Genomic DNA, 18878 nt, shown 5'->3' with positions numbered 1-18878 from the left:
ATATTCGACAATGCTTTTTAATTCCTTGCTTTTCTTACTGTTCTTTATAATGGTCACTTGCGGGTATTACCTTGTTCCGGGTAAGTTCCGCTGGATATGGCTGTTAATAGCGAGTTGCTATTTTTACATGTACTTTAAGCCAGTATATATATTAATTATACTGTTCACCATAGTTGTTGATTATGTTGCCGGCCTATGTATAGAGAGTGCAACGGGAAGCAAGCGAAAGCTATTCCTCATTATAAGCCTCGTGGCAAATATTGGCGTATTGGCCTTTTATAAATACTTTGATTTCTTAGCACAAAACATCAACCTTCTTTCGGCTTTGGCAAAAGGGCCGCAAATCCCTTTATTAAATATCATCTTACCAATTGGTTTGTCATTCCACACCTTTCAGGCCATGAGTTACACCATAGAGGTGTACCGTGGCAATCAAAAGGCCGAACGTCATTTTGGAATATACGCACTTTACGTGCTTTTTTACCCGCAAATGGTGGCAGGCCCTATTGAACGCCCGCAACATATTTTGCCCCAATTGCATCTTACCCACAAATTTGTTAAAAGCACTTTTATTGCGGGTTTATTTTTAATAATGGTTGGGGTATTTAAAAAGGTAGTTATTGCCGATAGGTTAGGCCTTTACGTCGAACCTGTTTTCTCCGACCCGCACCGTCACACAAGCCTCGACTTACTTTTTGCTATCTACTTTTTTGCTATCCAGATATATTGCGATTTCAGCGGGTACTCTGATATTGCCGTCGGGGCCGCGATGACGCTGGGGATAAACCTGATGCGTAACTTTCATATGCCCTATCTGGCAAAAAACATATCAGAATTTTGGAGTAAGTGGCACATTTCTCTTTCCTCATGGTTTCGTGATTACGTTTACATTCCGCTTGGCGGCAGCAGGATCAGTTTTGCTGTCACTTGTGTAAATATCATGATAGTTTTTATCATAAGCGGACTTTGGCATGGTGCCAACTGGAAATATTTAGTGTGGGGCGGAATACATGGCCTGTTGTTAATAACCTATCAAGCAATAAAAAAGCTAAAAATAAATCTGCCAAAGGCTGGTTGGCTAGGTTGGCTGGTAACCTTTAATTTAGTATCCCTCGCCTGGGTATTTTTTAGGGCAAATACCATCACAGATGCTATATACATATTGCGCACAGTGTTTTCGGGGCCGAGTTATGGTTATGGTGCAAGTGGTGTAATGCAGGTAAGTGAACTTTATTATTGTGGGTGCATCATTGCTTTGTTATTGGCTGGTGAATGGTATTTAAACCGTTCAGCGGAATTCTCGGATAATAAAAAGATAACTGCGGCCATGGCTTTGGGTGTTGCTTGCTATTTCCTTGGCGTGTTTAATGATTCGCAATTTATTTACTTTCAATTTTGAAGCACAAACTATTTGGCGTTATACTTTTAGTATTGAGCGGGGCATTGTTAGTCGCCGCCATGAACCAGTCGTTTATTAACAAGATAAAACAAGACCGTTACTATGACCACCTCACCGCCAACGATAAACTATCCTTATACCACCGGTTCTTCGTCCGGTCTGACCGTTGGCGCGATGGAGATCTTTACGGGCTTTGCTACCTGCCCCGGTATAAACATCCATTAGAGCCCTTTAAACAATATACGCGCGATCGAACAACCACAAGCAACCGCATATTATACATTATTGGAGATAGCTTCCTGGCGGATAAAACGCTTAGCGGAGCTTTTGACGCATTCGACAATGTGTTTTTTTTAGACAGGCGCTTTCCGTTGCCGACCACGGCTTTGGATTCTACCAAACAAAACTACCTGATGTTGGAATTTGCCGAACGAAATTTAAATGATTTTACTTTTAGCGAAGCAGATAAACAGCCCTGGGAGAACAAGCCGCAATCGGTTACAACTGCAGTAAAACCTGTTACCTTGCCAACAAGGGCAATCAATATATTATTCAATAAGGACCTTAGTCGAAACGTAGAATTACTGTTGTTTGACGATAAGATATTTACGCCAATAAAGGAGGCCAAGGCATGGTTAAACTACACGCTCTTTGGCCGGGTGGCGAATGAGGTTGCAGTAAGCTCAAATAAAAAGCGCTTGTTTTTAAATATTTCGGTAGATACCAGCAGTGCCCAGTCAGCCTTTACAAACCGCACAAACAAACAAGTAGGTGAAATTAACCATCAACTTAAAAAAGCAGGCGACTATTATAAAAACATAGGCTTCAAAAGCGTTTTTTTAGCCGCAATACCCAACGCCGTTTCCATTTACGACCCTAATCGGGGGCCTTATAACCACCTGTTAGAAAGAGTTGAGTTGGGCAACGCCTTGCCTGTTATTAGTGTTTATAACGACTATAAGGCAAGCAGAAACAACCTGTTTTACATAAGCGATGCACACTGGAATCCCTATGGTTTAGATTTATGGGTAAACAAAGTAAACAAGGTAATGCAACATAATTTAGCTCGGCAACAGTAATAAATGCCCGGCATAGAAAATTCATGCTTAGCGGTTTTCTAAATTGCGTTTTACACCAAGTAAATGATCAGCTCGATTAAAACGATACTATCCACCCTCAAAAAACTTTTTCGATTTGGTGTGCCTGCATACGTTTTATCTTTCGGAGAATCTCTGGGCGACAATTTGCTCCTCACTATTCTTGCGAAAGAAATTCACAAAAAGCATCAAAAAAAAACATGGATAAAATGCGACTATCCTCAACTATACCAGCATAACCCCTTTGTGGCAGTTATACCGTACGATACTTTGTTATCTACTACGCTGCTTAATTTGATAGGCGCAAAAATAATTCCGTTAAAATATACCTACTATGACCCCGTTACTGATCAAAATAAGATCCCGGAAAAACATATTGTGCTAAAAATGGCCGACATGATTGGCCTAAACGGAGCCATTGAAAACAAGCCCGATTTTTATCTCACAGCCGAGGAATCGAAAAAGGGCATGATCTCAAAAAAGCAAATTGCAATTGCCGTTTCAAATACCAGCGCAAAAACACCTGTTAAAAACAAAGAATGGATAGACGAGCGTTACCAGGAAATTGTAGATAGGTTTAGGGCAGAATATGATTTTGTGCAGATTGGTGCGCACAACGACTACCCTTTGAACAACGTAACCGACCTTAGGGGAAAAACAACCCTGCGGGAAAGCGCGGCGATATTAAAAAATTCTGTTTTATTGATTGCGTATGCAGGCTTTACAATGCACCTTGCACGCGCGGTAGATTGCAGGAGCGTTATCGTATACGGTGGCCGGGAAACACCGGCGCAAACCGGTTACAATAGCTTCTGTAATATTTATTCAGCGGTTCATTGTTCGCCATGCTGGCTCAACAACCTGTGCGGATACGGCAGGATGTGCATGACGCAAATATCCACAGATATGGCGATCTCCGAAATTTTAAAAGAATTGGAAAATAGCAGCAAGCCCGTGCCTGTAGATATTCTTTATAATTGATAATTAATGGCATACTTCAGTAGAAACTTGCTCCTTACTTTATAAATGAAAAGTAAAGAAAACGCTTTTGATTTATTACGATTGCTTTTGGCCTTAAGCGTGGTGATAACGCATAGCTTGCTGTTAGGGAATTATCAATTACTGGATCCTGTTAGCTATTTAGCTAAAGGGCAAACCAATTTTGGAGAACTCGGAGTTATGGGCTTTTTTTCTTTAAGCGGATATCTGATTACGGGAAGCTTTGAAAATACCGCAAACATCGGCAAGTTTATCACCCATCGTCTGTTGAGGATTTTGCCGGGCTTTTGGGTATGCCTCTTTATCACATCATTTGTTTTAGCTCCCATTATTTATACCATTAAAACCGGGCCGTTAAGCAGTTTCAGCATTACCGGCGAGGGTGGGGCGGTAAGCTTCTTTTTCTGCGATTTCCTGTTGAAGATAAACCAATGGAGTATTAAGAATGTATTAACCAATGCGGCCTACAAGGGTTCGCTCAACGGAAGTCTCTGGAGTTTGTACCCTGAGGTACAATGTTACGTCTTTACCGTTATTGCCGGCTGGTTTGGTTTATTTGGTCGAAATAAAATGCTTTATTTGATTACGTTCGTAAGCGTCCTGGCTTACTTCGCCATCAGTTTTAACTTTATCAAAAATTACGGCCCAACCTTAATTATCTTATCCCCGGCGTTAAAAGTTTATGTTTCATATTTCGCAGGGTCGTTGATTTATGTATTTAAAGATCAGTTTAAATTCGACCTAAGAGGGTCTTTATTTGCGTTACTATTCGCTTTGCTGTTGTTAAAATTTGGTGGTTTCCACTTAGTATCGCCGCTTCTTATAGCGGTTGTCCTGATAAACATATTTCAACAATTTAAGCTGAGGCTTAGATATGATTTATCTTATGGGATCTATATCTATAGCTTCCCGGTGCAGCACATGCTGTTTCAGTTGACGAATAATCGCTTAAGTGCACCGGTGTTCGTATTAACCAGCTTTTTATTATCAATCGCGTTAGCTTTCTTAAGCTTCGTATTAATTGAACGGCCATTTATAAACTTACGAAAGAAAACAGACGCCCTGTTTGCATGGCCTTTGTTTTCTAATAGTGGGGTGCGAAACCAAACGCCACGGAATGAATAATAAAGAAGAAGCGGTTTTTTCCATATCGGTCATCATCCCAACCTATAACCCAAATAGGGATAGGTTAAACAAAACATTGGTAGCCCTAAAGGCACAAACGTTGGCTTTAACCCAATGGGAACTTATTATAGTGGATAATAACTCCACCCCGCCTGTTAAAGCAGATTTAAGCTGGCATCCTGATGCCATTATTCTGCGTGAACCCATGCAAGGCCTTACCTATGCACGCCTAAGAGGGTTCAACGCTGCAAAAAACAGTCTATTAGTTATGGTAGACGATGATAATCTGCTCGACGAAAACTACCTGCAAAACGCTACCACAATCTTCGGTAACCAAGCCGGCCTTGGTGCAATTGGCGGCAAATCGCTTCCCGAATTTGAAATCACCCCTCCATCGTGGCTTAAGGAATTTTATGGAAGCCTGGCCCTTCGCGATATGGGTCATGAAACACATATCCAGTCTTGGCAAAACAACTACCCGCAATATGGACCCATCGGTGCGGGTATGGCCATCCGTAAGGAAGCCCTTGCTTCGTATATGAAAAAAGCGCAAAGTCAGCAAAATATGATTACCGACCGTACTGGCACCTCACTCGCTTCAGGCGGCGACAATGATATCGTTTTGGAGTTATTAAGAAGCGGATGGCTGGTAGGCTATTTCCCGCAACTAGTGCTTCATCATATTATCCCTAAAGAACGGATGGAAGTAGCTTATCTTGCAAAACTGCTCAATAACACCAACCACTCCTGGATTAAGCTATTGCACAGCCATGGTATAAACCCGTGGAAAAAAATTCCGGGTTGGACTGTACCACTTAGAAAAGTAAAAGGTTGGTTTGTACATAATGCGTTTGCTGGTAAAGTCAATTATATCAAATGGAGAGGATACTGCGGCACAACCGATGCGCTTGCACGATTGGAACCTTAACACACGATGCTACAAAAACTGGTAAACATAATTTATCGTTATCCTGTATCAAAACTTAAAACCTATCAACGGTTTGGAGGGTATTTTAAGTACATGGCAATGTTACGCAACAGCGCACTGATGGAAAAAGCTGCAGCAAAATTACCCCCCGTTCAATCGCATGATAATGGCTTGCCCGTTTACTTCCTTACCGGTAAAAAATATCTTTATCAAACACTTTTTTGCATTCAATCGTTACGAAAAACAACTACAGCGAAATTCCAATTTATTTTGGTTGATGACGGCTCGTTTGACGACCAACTTATACACCAAATAAACACAGGGCTACCCGGCGTAAAGCTGGTTACCAAAGAGCAAATCGAACAAAACCTAAAGGAGAAATTACCATTAGCAGATTACCCTTCACTGCACCATAAACGGAAAGTTTATCCACACATAAAAAAGCTTACCGATGTACATACTATTCCCGGCAAACCTTGGAAACTGGTTTTAGATTCGGATATGCTATTTTGGGCAGAACCTGAAGAAATGCTCGGCTGGTTAAAAAATCCTGATAAGCCTATTCACATGATTGATTGTGCAGAAAGTTATGGCTATTCGTCTCCCTTGATGGAGCAACTAGCCAGCACTAAAATAAAACAGCTGATAAATGTAGGGGCAATTGGCTTGAATAGTGATAATATCCCATGGGGCGATATGGATAGCTGGGTGCATAAACTCGAAACAGAAGAAGGCGCATCTTACTACCTGGAGCAGGCCTTGAGTGCTATGATTATAAGTAGAACCAATGCCTTGGCATTGAACAAAAACAACTATATTGTCAATCCCACAACTTTATCAACAGGGATACTTCATCATTACGTAGATCGATCTAAAGAACAATACTTCAACTTTGCCTGGAAATCATTTATCTAATGAAACCTCTGGTATCTATCATCATCCCGGTATATAATGCAGGAAAATACCTAAAGCAAACCATCATCTCGGCTATTGACCAATTATGGCCAAACACCGAAATACTAATTGTGGATGATGGCTCTACGGATAACTCCGTTGAAATTGCGGAACAATTCATTGGGCCCAATATATTTGTCTTTACTCAGGAAAATAAAGGTGCCAGTGCGGCAAGAAATTTGGGGTTTAGCAAATCAGCAGGTAAATACATCCAGTTTTTAGACGCTGACGATATTTTAAGCCGAGACAAGATTGCGCAGCAGGCAGAGGCGCTCGAGCAAAACCCGGATGCAGTAGCTGTTTGCAGTACCGTGCATTTCAAAGACGGCAGCGACCACAAGCTCTATAATCCTTCCGCCAACGACGATGCTTTCATTTACACCACTACCAATGTAATTGGTTTCATCATCAATCTTTGGGGTGGGAACGATTTAAAAGGCAGCATGGTACAGCCAAACGCCTGGCTTACTCCACGTAACATTATTGAACGTGCCGGACTGTGGAATGAGGAACTGACTTTAAATGACGATGGCGAGTTTTTTGCCCGCATGGTTTTAAACGCCAAAGGCATAGTTAAAACAGACGGAATAAACTACTACCGAAAGTTTCCGTCATCTAAACAAAATTTATCATCGCAGAAAACGCAAGAGCATTTGCGAAGCGCGCTTAAAGCTATACAGCTTAAAAGAAAATACTTATTTAGCCACACAGAGAGCGAGCCTGCAAAAAAAGCCATTTATCGGATGTTTACTGAATTAAGCGTCATGTGCTACCAAACTGAACCGACGGTTTATGTACAAGTTCGCCGGGAATTAAGTAGTTTACCTAATTACGGTTATAAGGTGGTTTTAGGTGGCCGTTTGATCAACGCCATAGCTGGTATCTTCGGATGGCATTTCGCAAAAAGACTACAGAAATGGCACGCCAAAATTAGCAAACAGCTATCCGCTAAAACTATTCATGCAACTTGAAAATCCTCCTCTCGTTTTTACAGGACACAGGCCAACAGCCCCACAATATACCGGCCTACCGCTTTTGGCAGCACTATATCAAAAACGGCATAGAAGAGGCGGGCATGCAATGGCTGGAGGTGCCCGATGCAGATTGGGCGGAAGGCTTGGTGCATTCGCAGGGTTCTCATGAATTGACGAGTTGGAGCGATGAAATATGGGACAAAACGTTGCTGTACATCAAAGAAAATCGGAAGAAAATCGGTGTTTTTCTTTGCTATTTGTACCCGCAACAAATTAACGAGGCAGTAATCGCCGAAATAAAGCGTCTCGGCATACCTTGCATAAATTTCTATTGCGATAATGTGCGCCACTTTACAAAAGTGCCACGCGAGTTTAAAGTATTTGATTGGCTTTGGGTGCCAGAGTACGAGGCCCTGGATATGTACCGCAGAGCCGGCATCAACCATATCCACCTACCCATGCCCATGTGGGTTGAGCGGACACATCGGGAAGGCGTTATCCATGAGCATCCAAACCTGGTCACATTCATCGGTTCAAAAGATGTGTTGCGCCAAAACCTGCTTGGCGAAGCCATAAGCAAAGGGCTTGATATTACCGTACGCGGTGCAGGCTGGTTGCCTGAAGCCAAAACACAAACCGTAATCCAAAACTCACTATCCCAAAAAATAGCCAACCAGTTCAGTTTTATACAGCAGCATGGCTTAAAGGGATATGCTATCAGAAACCTGCAACAATTTAACCAACCGGCCGCCTATGCTGTTGATGACACGCATATAGAAGCAAAACCCGACCATCAGGAGTATATTCAATTTACTCAGAGTAGCGCAGTTACATTGGGCATCAACCGGGTACCTACTTTTAAGCGTTTTGATACCAATCCACTTACCTATTCGCGCTTACGCGATATTGAGGCCCCTATGCTGGGTGCATGCTACTTAACTGAGTATTGTGAAGGCTTAGACTTGCTTTATGAGCCGGAAAAAGAAATTTGCACTTATAGAACAGCCGACGAGCTGGTGCAACAGGCCAACCGCCTGCTAAAGGACAAAGCAAGGCGCGATGCGTTGAGGGCGGCAGGTCAAAAAAGGGCCCTAGCTGAGCATTCGATACCGGCTTCGCTGCAAAAGCTTAAGGCCGCTATTTTCAAATAAGCAATTGAAGTCCGCCAAACCGCTTATCTGCATCGTTACCCAATCGCACCTTTGCCGCAACCCAAGAGTATTGAAAGAGGCGGTGACTTTGGCGCAGAATGGCTACGATGTGCATATATTAACCTCCATTTATTCGGGCGAATTGCTGGAGCAGGATAAGCTGTCCATTGCCGGTATAGGGATAACCCTCCATATCATTGCCGATAATTCGCGAAAAGATATATCGTCGCTCTGGCGCCGCGCAACAAACAAGGCGGCTAAATTATTGGTAAGGGCCGGGCTGATGCAAATACCGCAGGCCTTGGGCTATGGTTACCGGCAGTATATTAAAAAAAGCAAAGCGTTAGGTGCTGCACTATACATCTGCCACCAGGAAATGGCTACCTGCATTGGCGCTGTTTTGATAAAGCAAGGCTATAACGTGGCCTTCGATTTGGAAGATTGGTATTCTGAGGACTTGCTCCCGGAGGCGCGGCAGGAACGCCCCCTCGGGCTATTGAAAAGGGTTGAGAAGCTGGCGTTAGAGAAAGGGGCGTATGTGGTTACAACCTCCCACGCCCTTGCCGATGCCTTGCAAAAAGCTTATGGCGGCCAAAAGCCGCAAGTGATATATAATGTGTTCCCAACGCCAAACCTGCCTATTGCCGAAAAAGCTTTTAACGTTCCTTTGAAATTGTTCTGGTTTTCGCAAACTATTGGTCCAGGCCGCGGGCTCGAGGGATTCATCGAGCTGATTGCCGGGTTTAAAACTGGGCTCGAATTGCATTTATTAGGAACAGTGAGCGCCGCATACCAGGAACAGCTGCGTACCCTGCTGGCACCACAACACCAGATACTTTTCCACCCTTTGGTGCCCGAAAATGACCTGATGGCTAAAATAGCGGGGTACGACGTAGGGCTGGCCCTGGAAGATACCCAACCGCCGAGCCGCAACTTTACCATCACCAATAAATTCTTCCAATACATACAGGCGGGCCTGCCGGTAATAGCTACCGAAACTGCAGGGCAATGCGAAGCATTCGGGGAGTTCGGCCCGGGTATAATGCTTCGGCAAAACGATACAGCCGGCAATTCGGCCGCTTTGGAGGCCTGGTTAAGCAACCCATCGGCAGTGGCAGCAGCAGCCCAAAAAGCCGGTGAAGCCGCATTGCAGTATAACTGGGACACCGAATCGATAAAATTGTTGAAACTGGTAGCCGATGCAATCAAATAACAAAGTAACGCTACAAATAAACCTTGCCCCCGGCGATTATCCGCATGCAAGGCATATCCTCCCCCATCAGCTCAATGCGCTGGCAGCGCAGGTAGATGAGATACTACTCGTTGTAGATACCAAGGCGAGTAAAGGCCGTTTTGCAGCAAACTGGGCAGAAAACAAAGGCTTATTGAATAACTTTCTCGAAGATATAAACCAGACTTACCCGGTAGACATAATCCCCGTTGATTATAGTGCAGCGGTTAAGCAGCAAGTTGCCAATTACTTTTTTGGCGGGAGGCACATACCCGATAAAGATTACCGGGGTGGGCCATTTTACGCCTATTTCTTCGGGTTGTTTATGGCCAAACACAATTACGTTTTTCACCTGGACTCGGATATATTCCTCGGCGGCGGTAGCCAAACCTGGGTAGCCGAATCGATTGATATGTTTCAACAGCACCCGGATTGCTTTGTTAACTCGCCCCTACCAGGGCCGCCACATCCGCAGGAAACTTTGCTTGGGCAGCGCATCGTCAAAAAAATAGCTTCGTTTGCTTTTCAATTAGAAGGGATGAGCACGCGGCTATTCATGGCGGACAAAGCAAGGTTCCAATCGAAGAAATTAGCGCTAAAGAAGCCTAATGTACGCAGCCAGCTAAAAGCGATAGTGCAGGGTAATCCCAATGCTCAGCTGCCAGAGGTTTTGATAAGTGATTACATGCGGCAAAACGGGTTGATAAGGATTGATTTCCTGGGCGGCGGGCAAGGCATGTGGTCGTTACATCCGCCGTATCGCACAGATAATTTTTACGCGGACTTACCGCAATTAATACAGCGGATTGAGGAAAACAACCTGCCGCCACAGCAGCAAGGCTTTTACGATATTATAAACGAAGTTTGCGACTGGACGGAAGCCCGTGAAAAACTAAGGACAAACAGATGGTGGAAAAGGAAAAACCGTTGGTAAACGTCGATCAAAATAAAGACACCGTTGTGTTGATGGTATCAAAAGGCAACAGGCAGCATCCTAAATTCGTTGCCCGCATACATCAATAACGTTGAAAAAACTGCTCATCATATCGCCCTACTTCCCCCCGGTAAACGCTGCCGACATACACCGCGTACGCACAAGCCTGCCGTATTTCGCCGAAGAGGGCTGGGAGGCGGAACTAGTGACCGTTGACCCGACCTACGCGGATATGGGCCGCGACGAATTGTTGATGGACAGTATCCCTAAGGGGATGAAGATACACAAGGTTAAAGCATTAAGTAAAACGCTGACTACCAAAGTGGGCTTGGGCAGCATAGCCCTGCGTTCGATGTGGTATTACCGCAGGTACGTGGATAAACTTTTGGCCCGGCAGCATTTCGATTTGATTTACTTTTCTACCACCCAGTTCCCGGTTTTGGTGCTGGGTGCGCATTGGAAGAAAAAGTTTGGCATGCCCTATGTAATAGATATGCAAGACCCCTGGCATTCTGATTACTATCGCGATAAACCCAAAGCCCAACAGCCGCCAAAATATTGGTTCTCCTACCGCCTCAACAAATACCTTGAGCCCATTGCCCTTAAAAGAGCTTCCGGCCTTATCAGCGTATCCCAGGATTATATAAACGACCTCAATGCACGCTACCCCGTAATACAAAACATACCTGCAGCCACCATAACCTTCGGTATGTTTGCGCCGGATATGGATATTGCGACTGCTCATAAAAGCGAATTTGCACAAATACTAAGCCCCGGCTATACCAATATCGTTTACATAGGTCGCGGCGGTAATGATATGCACGCGGCAATTGCACCGGTATTCCAGGCACTGAAAGCTATGCCAAATCACGATGCCATCAACAAAAAGCAGCTTAAGTTGTATTTCATCGGCACCAGTTATGCACCAACGGGGCAGGGCAAAAACAGCATCATGCCCCTGGCAGAACATTACGGCGTAGCAGATTTAGTAACAGAGATAACCGACCGTATAAGCTATTACCATACCCTCGCAACGCTGCTGCAGGCAGATGCCTTGTTTATCCCGGGATCGGACGATGCCAAATACACGGCATCCAAAATCTACCCTTATCTCCTCACAGGTAAACCTTTGCTGGGCATATTCAACCCGCAAAGTTCAGCAATAGAAATCATCAAAGAATTTGGCATAAATACCGTTTACGGATACGATACGGTAAACGCAGATGATATCCATCGGTTTATCGGGAGCGTAATCGATAAAACATCAGTAACGCCTGCCTTGCCGCCGCATGCCATGGCAAAGCATTCGGCACAAACAAAAACCGCCTTGCAATGCAGTGTTTTTAACCAGGCCATACGCTATGAGCAGTCATAAAATGCGCAGGCTGGCTATCATAACCACGCACCCCATACAATACTACGCGCCGCTGTTTCAGTTATTACAACAGCGTAACTATATTGCCATAAAAGTTTTCTACACCTGGGGGCAGTCGGCGCTGCCAAAGCACGATCCAGGCTTCGGTAAGGCTATAGCATGGGATATCCCCCTGCTGGATGGCTACCCCTACGAATTCATGGAAAACACCTCCGCGCAGCCAGGCTCGCACCATGGCAAGGGCATCGTTAACCCCACGCTGATACCCGGAATAACCGATTGGCATCCTGATGCTATATTGGTGTTCGGTTGGCTGTATGACAGCCACCTGAAAGCCATGCGCCATTTTAAAAACAAGATACCCGTGCTGTTCCGCGGCGACTCTACCCTGTTAGATGAGAAGCCCGGCATCAAAAGCCTGCTGCGTTTTGCTTTTTTAAGATGGGTGTACCGCTTTGCAGATTACGCGCTTTATCCGGGCAGTAACAACAAGGCCTATTTTAAAAAATACGGCTTTAGCGAAGAACAACTAATTTTTGCACCGCACGCGGTAGATAACGAGCGTTTTGCTGCAAGCCGTACCGACGAAGCGCAAATACTAAGGGCTCAATTAGGATTAACGACGGATGATGTACTGATACTTTACGCAGGTAAATTCGAAGAAAAAAAAGCCCCTGCGTTGCTGGTGGATGCATTTATCGAATTACAAAACCCAAACTGCCATTTATTGATGGTAGGCAATGGCCAATTGGAAAACGCTTTGAAACAAAGCGCAGCCGGTAAGCCCAACATCCATTTTATGGATTTCCAGAACCAAACATACATGCCGGTACTTTACCAGGCATGCGATTTGTTTTGCCTGCCCAGCAAAGGGCCAAACGAAACCTGGGGACTTGCGGTAAACGAAGCCATGGCCAGCAACAAGGCCATTTTGGTTTCAAACAAAGTAGGCTGTGCGGTAGATTTGGTGCATCATGGCCAAAATGGTGCCATTTTCAATAGCGGCGATAAAGGTTCACTGCTAAAAGCGCTGAAAACGCTCACCGGGCAAAAAACAATACTAACCGCGTTGGGCAAAAATTCAGGCGAAAAAATAAAAGACTGGAATTTTACAAAAATTGCCGAAGCGATAGAATACCTTGCGGCAAAACCAAAAAATTGATGCAAAAGCATGAGCGGAAATAAGGGCTTAGAACGTTATATAGTCCTGTTTATCCCCTGGATATTGGCAAGCATATTTCAGTCGGATGCGCTACTGTCTTATTGGGTGGCCTGGGTTGGCTCGCTGCTTATATTTTTGCTTACGCTTACCGGCTGGGTTAAAGCCATCCCGACCGACCGGCCTATGACTGAGCAGTTGATGCGGCCCATGTTTATTATGCACATTATTTTTGCTGGCTATATGTCGTGCACATCGGTGTTTTATATGCTGGATGCCTTGGGTTACCAAAACTTCGTTAAATCGCCGGTAGTGCTGATTGATGCGCAGAAAATAGCGGCCATAGCCCAGTGCCAGCGTTATTATTGCCTTGGCCATGCTGCATTCATAACCGGCGTGCTGGTTTTTATGAAATATCCTGCCAAAAAGAAATACCGTATAGAAAATACGGTACTTGCAGATTTGTTGATGAAAGTTGCACTGATTTCGCTGCCGGTTTCCAATATATTGATGCGCACACCGGGGCTTTCGCAGCTATCCAATCAACTGAGTTCGCTTAGTTTCATTGCAGGTACATTAGCACTTGCCTTTGCCATACCGCAAAAGAAACCCACAAACACTGTTATTTGCGGGCTGCTGTATGCTTTCAACTTTTACTCGGCCCTGGTATCGGGGTTTAAGGAACCTATTATCATCAGTATATTGGTGCTGGGTCTTTTTTTATATCCCAACTACAAAAAATTCGTGCTTATTACGTTCGCGCCACTGCTCTTTTTCTGTTTTATGGTGCTACCTGCGTATGTGAACAGCTTTAGGGCCGTTGCCTGGTCAGACGATTTGGATGCCGATGCGGCGGCACAACAATCGCTGGATGTTGCCCTTGATGGCCAAAACGATAACTGGGACTTCCTAACGTTGCGCTTAAGCGAGATAGATATGTTTATAACGTTTACGCAATCTACCCCTTCAACCATACCCTACTACGGCACTAAGTTGCTCAGTCAGTCGCTCATTGTAGTGATTCCCCGCATATTTTGGCCCAACAAGCCCATTACTGAGGCGCTGGTGATGGAGCGGGTGTATGATGCGGGCGTAGTAAACCGCTTATCCAACGTATCGGCCAAGCCTGCTTATATCGTAGATGCATATCTTTCCGGCGGCATGCCCGGCATTTTCATCGCCTTATTTGCATACGGTGCTATAGCACAAATCATATCGATAAAAGCCGAAGAACTTTTTGGCGGGTATATATTAGGTACGGCACTGATATTCAGCGGCCTGTTCCAGATATTCTGGCGCGGGCTCAGCTTCGAGTTTATCATTAATGCCGTATTCTGGAGTTATATTAGCATGCTCATCATTTTCGCAATTCTTAAAAAACAACGGATATTAAAACCGGTTTAAAAATACTCCATATCACGGCAGCTTATAAGCCAGCATACATTTACGGCGGGCCAACAATGTCTGTAGCTACCTTATGCGAAGAGCTGGCCAATGCTGGTATGGCCATAGAGGTTTTTACCACCACAGCAAACGGCACCCAAGAACTCCCTGTAGTGCCTGATACAGCACTGATGGTGGATGGCGTTCAGGTTACGTATTTTAAGCGCATCACTAAAGACCATACGCATTTTTCGCCGGCATTGCTTAAGGCATTGTGGACACAAGTGCGCACATACGATGCTATACACGTGCACGCCTGGTGGAATTTGGTATCGGTGCTATCCGCAGCCATTGCAGTTGCGCGTAACGTGCCGGTAATCGTTTCGCCACGCGGGATGCTTAGTCCATACACTTTCAACAATAAGCATATCGGTGCCAAAAGTATCATCCATAGGGTCTTCGGAAAACACTTACTACAAAAAAGCCATATCCATACCACATCGGCGCACGAGAGCCGGGCGGTTACTCAACTGGTACAGCCGCTTGGTATAACAGCAATACCCAATTTTGTGAAACTAGCGGCCACGACGATTACAGCTAAACCTCCACGCGGCCAGGTGCTTAACTTGCTCTTCTTTTCGCGCATTGAAGAGAAAAAGGGGCTGAATATACTGATAGATGCACTTCGGTTACTGACCGTGCCTTTCCATTTAACCATTGCCGGCAGTGGCGAAGATGGCTATGTAAAAAGTTTAAAGGAACAGGCGGTTGGATTAGAAAACAGGATTACCTGGGCCGGCTTTTATGGCAAAGATAAATTTGCCCTGCTGCAGCAGCACGATGTAATGGTACTGGCCTCGCACGATGAGAACTTCGGTAATGTGGTGATTGAGAGCCTAAGCGTAGGCACAGCAGTGCTGATAAGCGAACATGTTGGGCTGGCCGATTACGTGCGGGATAACGGCTTTGGCTGGATATGCCAAACTAACGCAGTCTCGGTAGCAGATGCCATAACCGCCATAAGTTTGGATGATAAAGGCGTGTTGGAGAAAACAAAGGATATAGCCCCGGCTATTATACGGCACGATTTTACCGGATACGCATTGACACAAAAATACATTAACCTTTACCGGCAAATAATAAACGCATGAGCGAGTATAAAGAGTATAACTACCAAAACAACGCCATAACGCATAACTTTAAGTATATGCTGCAACCGCTGCTCAGCATGCTGGATAAGGATAAAAACCGCTGCATTTTAGACTTGGGCTGCGGCAACGGTTACCTGGTAAACTACCTCATATCTTTAGGGTACAACGCCTATGGTACAGATGCATCCGAAATAGGCATTACCATTGCCCGCGGGCAAAACCCGGGCAGGTTCTTTGTGCAGGACCTTTCTACCGATAAACTACCCGAAGAACTGCAAGGGCTGGCATTCGATACCGTTATCTCTACCGAAGTAATCGAACACCTTTACGACCCGGAGGGCTTCATTGATTTTTGCAGGGCGGCGTTAACACCGGGTGGCGAGATCATTATCTCTACGCCCTATCACGGCTACCTCAAAAACCTGCTCATCAGCCTGGGGAACAAATGGGATCAGCACCTCAACCCTGTTTGGCTGGGCGGACACATCAAAATGTGGTCGGCGAAAACGTTGAGTGGGCTGCTCACTGCAAAAGGCTTTACGGTAACCGGGTTTGAAGGCTGCGGGCGGATACCCTATCTTTGGAAATCGATGATTGTTAAAGCAAAGCTTAATTGAATACCCAATATTCCTTTATCGTACTCACTTTTAATGAAGAAATTCATTTGCCCCGGCTGCTGGCTTCCGTTTCCGGGCTGGATGCTGCCATTTTCATAGTAGATTCGTTTAGTACCGATGCTACCGTTGAAATAGCCAGGGCAGCTGGAGCCACCGTGTTGCAGCATGCGTTTGAGAATCACCCCAAACAATGGGATTTTGCGCTGAAAGCCTTAGATATACAAACACCATGGGTAATTTGCCTGGATGCCGACCAGGTGGTAACGCCAGAACTGTACGCCCAACTGCAGCAGTTTGATACTAACAACTATAACGACATAGACGGAATCTACTTCAACCGCAAGAATTTTTTTAAAGGGCGATGGATAAAACACGGCGGTTACTATCCGTTCTACCTGTTGAAGATGATACGCTATGGTAAAGGCTACTCTGACCTGAACGAGAATATGGACCACCGTTTCATTGTACCGGGAAATACCCTTATCTGGAAAAAGGGCCACATCCTGGAAGAGAACCTGAAGGAAAACAACATTCGTTTCTGGATAGAGAAGCATAACAAATACAGCGACCAGCTTGCGGTAGAAGAAACGGAGCGCATATTGGGCATACGCAATCAAACCATTAAACCGCGTTTCTGGGGCTCGCCCGATGAACGCACCGCCTGGCTAAAGCAATTATGGTGGCGCTTGCCGCGTTATGTGAGGCCGATGCTGTATTTTACGTACCGCATGTTGTTCAAATTGGGTATATTGGATGGCCGCACCGGCGTAATATTTCATTTTTTACAGGCCTTTTGGTTTAGGCTGGTGGTGGATATTAAGATAGAAGAGATTATCGAACAACAGGAAGATATTAAAAATGCTAAATAAGCTAAGGGAAAATGCTGCTTTGTGGTTCAGCATTAAGTTTGCGGGCTTGTTCCTGCTGTTTTACTATTTCAATATATTCTATTTCGGCCTTATTTCCCCGGCTAATAACTACAGCGCGTTTTTAGACCAACACCTCAATTATATCGAGTGGCTGCGCTGGCTGCTCTTGCACACCAGCAGCGCCATCCTCAATGCGCTTGGCTTCGTATCCATAGTCGGCAACAACCAATTACTGGTGGCGGGGCACGGCATCATCGATCTGATATACACTTGCCTGGGGTTGGGCGTAATGAGCTTCTTCGCGGCATTCGTAATCGCCTATCCCAAAAAACTGAAGCCCAAGCTGATATTCCTCATTACGGGGCTTTTTGGCATACAGGTGCTCAATATTACCCGGCTGATGCTGCTGGCCCTTTATTGGAACAAAAGCCGCGCCCGCATTATCGATCATCACATTATCTTTGATGTAATTATTTATATCCTTATTGTTGTGGCCCTGTACAAATGGGTAAACAACAAAGCCACCAACGCCAATGCCGCAAACTAACCTTGCCATATATAACAATCATCCCTACCACCCGGGAGGGAATGCGTTTAAGCGGCTGCTTTGGTATTATGTGAATGCATTGATTTTCAAGAGCGCGCTGTTTCCCGTCAATGGCTTAAAAACAGGCCTGCTGAAATTATTCGGCGCGCGACTGGGCGAAGGGGTAGTAGTAAAGCCATCGGTAAATATCAAATCGCCATGGTTTTTAACCATCGGTAACCATACCTGGATAGGCGAAAACGTATGGATAGATAACCTCGTAATGGTTAGCATAGGCAGCAACGTGTGCCTTTCGCAGGGCGCTATATTGCAAACAGGCAGCCATAATTATAAAAGGAGTACGTTTGATTTAATTACCGGCAGCATTGTACTGGAGGATGGCGCATGGGTGGGCTGCGGGGCCATCATCAACCAGGGCGTTACGGCGGGCAACCACGCTGTACTTAGCAGCGGCTCGGTTGCTACAAAAAATTTAGAACCCTATAGCATTTACCAGGGTAACCCTGCAGCAAAAGTGCGCACCAGAAAAATCGAAGAATGATGTTGAAGCATACTTTTTTACCCTTATGGATTTTTGCATTAGCGGCTGCTATTTTGGTTGCAGGATGCAAAAACAAAACCGCTACCAACAATGCCGACCCACGGGAAACCAACAGGGTAATTGATAGCCCGAGTGTAGCCTATATCAAAAAATTGGATAAAGAAAATAAGGGGGTGGTATTCGTATTCACCAAGGATTACCCCGAGTTTAAGCACCTCAGCAACCGCAGCATCGTCCTGAAACCCTTAAACCAGGATCTTAGTATCGATTTGAACGAGTACCAGCATAAAGACTATATGGGGCCCGTTTACATTCTGCTACCTGCCTATTACGTAGGCATCAGGGCATCGGTTATCCTTAAATGTTTCCCGGCATATAAGGGTTTTACCTTTTCGCAACCGAGCGACGGTTATGTGGTGTACTATACCGACAAGAAACGGTAGG

Annotated in this window: 17 protein-coding genes and 1 pseudogene; all 18 read left to right on the top strand. The window is 45.0% G+C overall.

Going from position 1 to position 18878, the window contains the following annotated elements; genetic code table 11:
• Window positions 1-10 precede the first annotated feature (10 nt).
• The 18 genes and pseudogenes from E2R66_RS01445 (at window position 11) to E2R66_RS01355 (ending at window position 18877) form a co-directional block, all read left to right on the top strand.
• The gene (locus tag E2R66_RS01445) at window positions 11-1399 is read left to right on the top strand and encodes an MBOAT family O-acyltransferase (protein WP_133229572.1); all 1389 of its coding nucleotides are present in this window, start codon (window positions 11-13) and stop codon (window positions 1397-1399) included.
• The gene (locus E2R66_RS01440; RefSeq protein ID WP_133229574.1) at window positions 1396-2478 is read left to right on the top strand and encodes a hypothetical protein; all 1083 of its coding nucleotides are present in this window, start codon (window positions 1396-1398) and stop codon (window positions 2476-2478) included. The genes E2R66_RS01445 and E2R66_RS01440 overlap by 4 nt, the downstream gene beginning before the upstream one ends.
• 264 nt (window positions 2479-2742) lie before the next feature.
• A complete protein-coding gene (locus tag E2R66_RS01435) occupies window positions 2743-3477 on the top strand; it encodes a glycosyltransferase family 9 protein (RefSeq protein WP_158288312.1) in 735 nt (244 codons plus the stop codon).
• A gap of 45 nt (window positions 3478-3522) precedes the next feature.
• Window positions 3523-4620: an acyltransferase family protein gene (locus tag E2R66_RS01430; protein ID WP_133229578.1), complete on the top strand. Its 1098-nt coding sequence runs from the start codon at window positions 3523-3525 to the stop codon at window positions 4618-4620.
• On the top strand, window positions 4613-5548 hold the full coding sequence (locus E2R66_RS01425) for a glycosyltransferase (RefSeq protein WP_133229580.1): 936 nt from the start codon (window positions 4613-4615) through the stop codon (window positions 5546-5548). Before E2R66_RS01430 ends, E2R66_RS01425 begins: the two co-directional genes overlap by 8 nt.
• A gap of 93 nt (window positions 5549-5641) precedes the next feature.
• Window positions 5642-6463, top strand: coding sequence for a glycosyl transferase (locus E2R66_RS01420; RefSeq protein ID WP_158288311.1), 822 nt, complete (start codon window positions 5642-5644; stop codon window positions 6461-6463).
• Window positions 6463-7473, top strand: a complete 1011-nt coding sequence (locus E2R66_RS01415; protein WP_133229585.1) for a glycosyltransferase family 2 protein — start codon at window positions 6463-6465, stop codon at window positions 7471-7473. The genes E2R66_RS01420 and E2R66_RS01415 overlap by 1 nt, the downstream gene beginning before the upstream one ends.
• Window positions 7470-8627: a glycosyltransferase family protein gene (locus tag E2R66_RS01410; protein ID WP_133229587.1), complete on the top strand. Its 1158-nt coding sequence runs from the start codon at window positions 7470-7472 to the stop codon at window positions 8625-8627. Before E2R66_RS01415 ends, E2R66_RS01410 begins: the two co-directional genes overlap by 4 nt.
• 4 nt (window positions 8628-8631) lie before the next feature.
• Entirely contained in the window at window positions 8632-9840 is a 1209-nt protein-coding gene (locus E2R66_RS01405; RefSeq protein ID WP_158288310.1) for a glycosyltransferase family protein, read from the top strand.
• The gene (locus E2R66_RS01400; RefSeq protein ID WP_133229591.1) at window positions 9827-10792 is read left to right on the top strand and encodes a glycosyltransferase family A protein; all 966 of its coding nucleotides are present in this window, start codon (window positions 9827-9829) and stop codon (window positions 10790-10792) included. The genes E2R66_RS01405 and E2R66_RS01400 overlap by 14 nt, the downstream gene beginning before the upstream one ends.
• A gap of 91 nt (window positions 10793-10883) precedes the next feature.
• Window positions 10884-12167 carry a glycosyltransferase gene (locus E2R66_RS01395; protein ID WP_192901936.1) on the top strand — a complete coding sequence of 428 codons (1284 nt, stop codon included), beginning with the start codon at window positions 10884-10886 and terminating at the stop codon, window positions 12165-12167.
• Complete coding sequence (locus tag E2R66_RS01390) at window positions 12154-13329, top strand: glycosyltransferase family 4 protein (RefSeq protein ID WP_240049202.1); 1176 nt, start codon at window positions 12154-12156, stop codon at window positions 13327-13329. The genes E2R66_RS01395 and E2R66_RS01390 overlap by 14 nt, the downstream gene beginning before the upstream one ends.
• Window positions 13330-13338: 9 nt before the next feature.
• Entirely contained in the window at window positions 13339-14730 is a 1392-nt protein-coding gene (locus E2R66_RS01385) for an exosortase Y-associated Wzy-like protein (protein WP_133229593.1), read from the top strand.
• On the top strand, window positions 14715-15860 hold the full coding sequence (locus tag E2R66_RS01380; RefSeq protein ID WP_317130759.1) for an XrtY-associated glycosyltransferase XYAG1: 1146 nt from the start codon (window positions 14715-14717) through the stop codon (window positions 15858-15860). Before E2R66_RS01385 ends, E2R66_RS01380 begins: the two co-directional genes overlap by 16 nt.
• Window positions 15857-16477 carry a class I SAM-dependent methyltransferase gene (locus tag E2R66_RS01375; RefSeq protein ID WP_133229597.1) on the top strand — a complete coding sequence of 207 codons (621 nt, stop codon included), beginning with the start codon at window positions 15857-15859 and terminating at the stop codon, window positions 16475-16477. The genes E2R66_RS01380 and E2R66_RS01375 overlap by 4 nt, the downstream gene beginning before the upstream one ends.
• A pseudogene (gene xrtY / locus E2R66_RS29380) lies at window positions 16474-17893 on the top strand (exosortase Y). Before E2R66_RS01375 ends, xrtY begins: the two are co-directional and overlap by 4 nt.
• Window positions 17880-18434 carry a WcaF family extracellular polysaccharide biosynthesis acetyltransferase gene (locus tag E2R66_RS01360; protein ID WP_133229603.1) on the top strand — a complete coding sequence of 185 codons (555 nt, stop codon included), beginning with the start codon at window positions 17880-17882 and terminating at the stop codon, window positions 18432-18434. The pseudogene xrtY and the gene E2R66_RS01360 overlap by 14 nt, the downstream one beginning before the upstream one ends.
• On the top strand, window positions 18431-18877 hold the full coding sequence (locus E2R66_RS01355) for a hypothetical protein (protein WP_133229605.1): 447 nt from the start codon (window positions 18431-18433) through the stop codon (window positions 18875-18877). The genes E2R66_RS01360 and E2R66_RS01355 overlap by 4 nt, the downstream gene beginning before the upstream one ends.
• The last annotated feature ends 1 nt before the right edge of the window (window position 18878 follow it).

Source organism: Mucilaginibacter psychrotolerans, assembly GCF_004519315.1.
Classification (GTDB): Bacteria; Bacteroidota; Bacteroidia; order Sphingobacteriales; family Sphingobacteriaceae; genus Mucilaginibacter; species Mucilaginibacter psychrotolerans.
The sequence above is the reverse complement of the archived record's forward strand: the minus strand, read 5'-3'. Positions and strand labels throughout refer to the sequence as shown.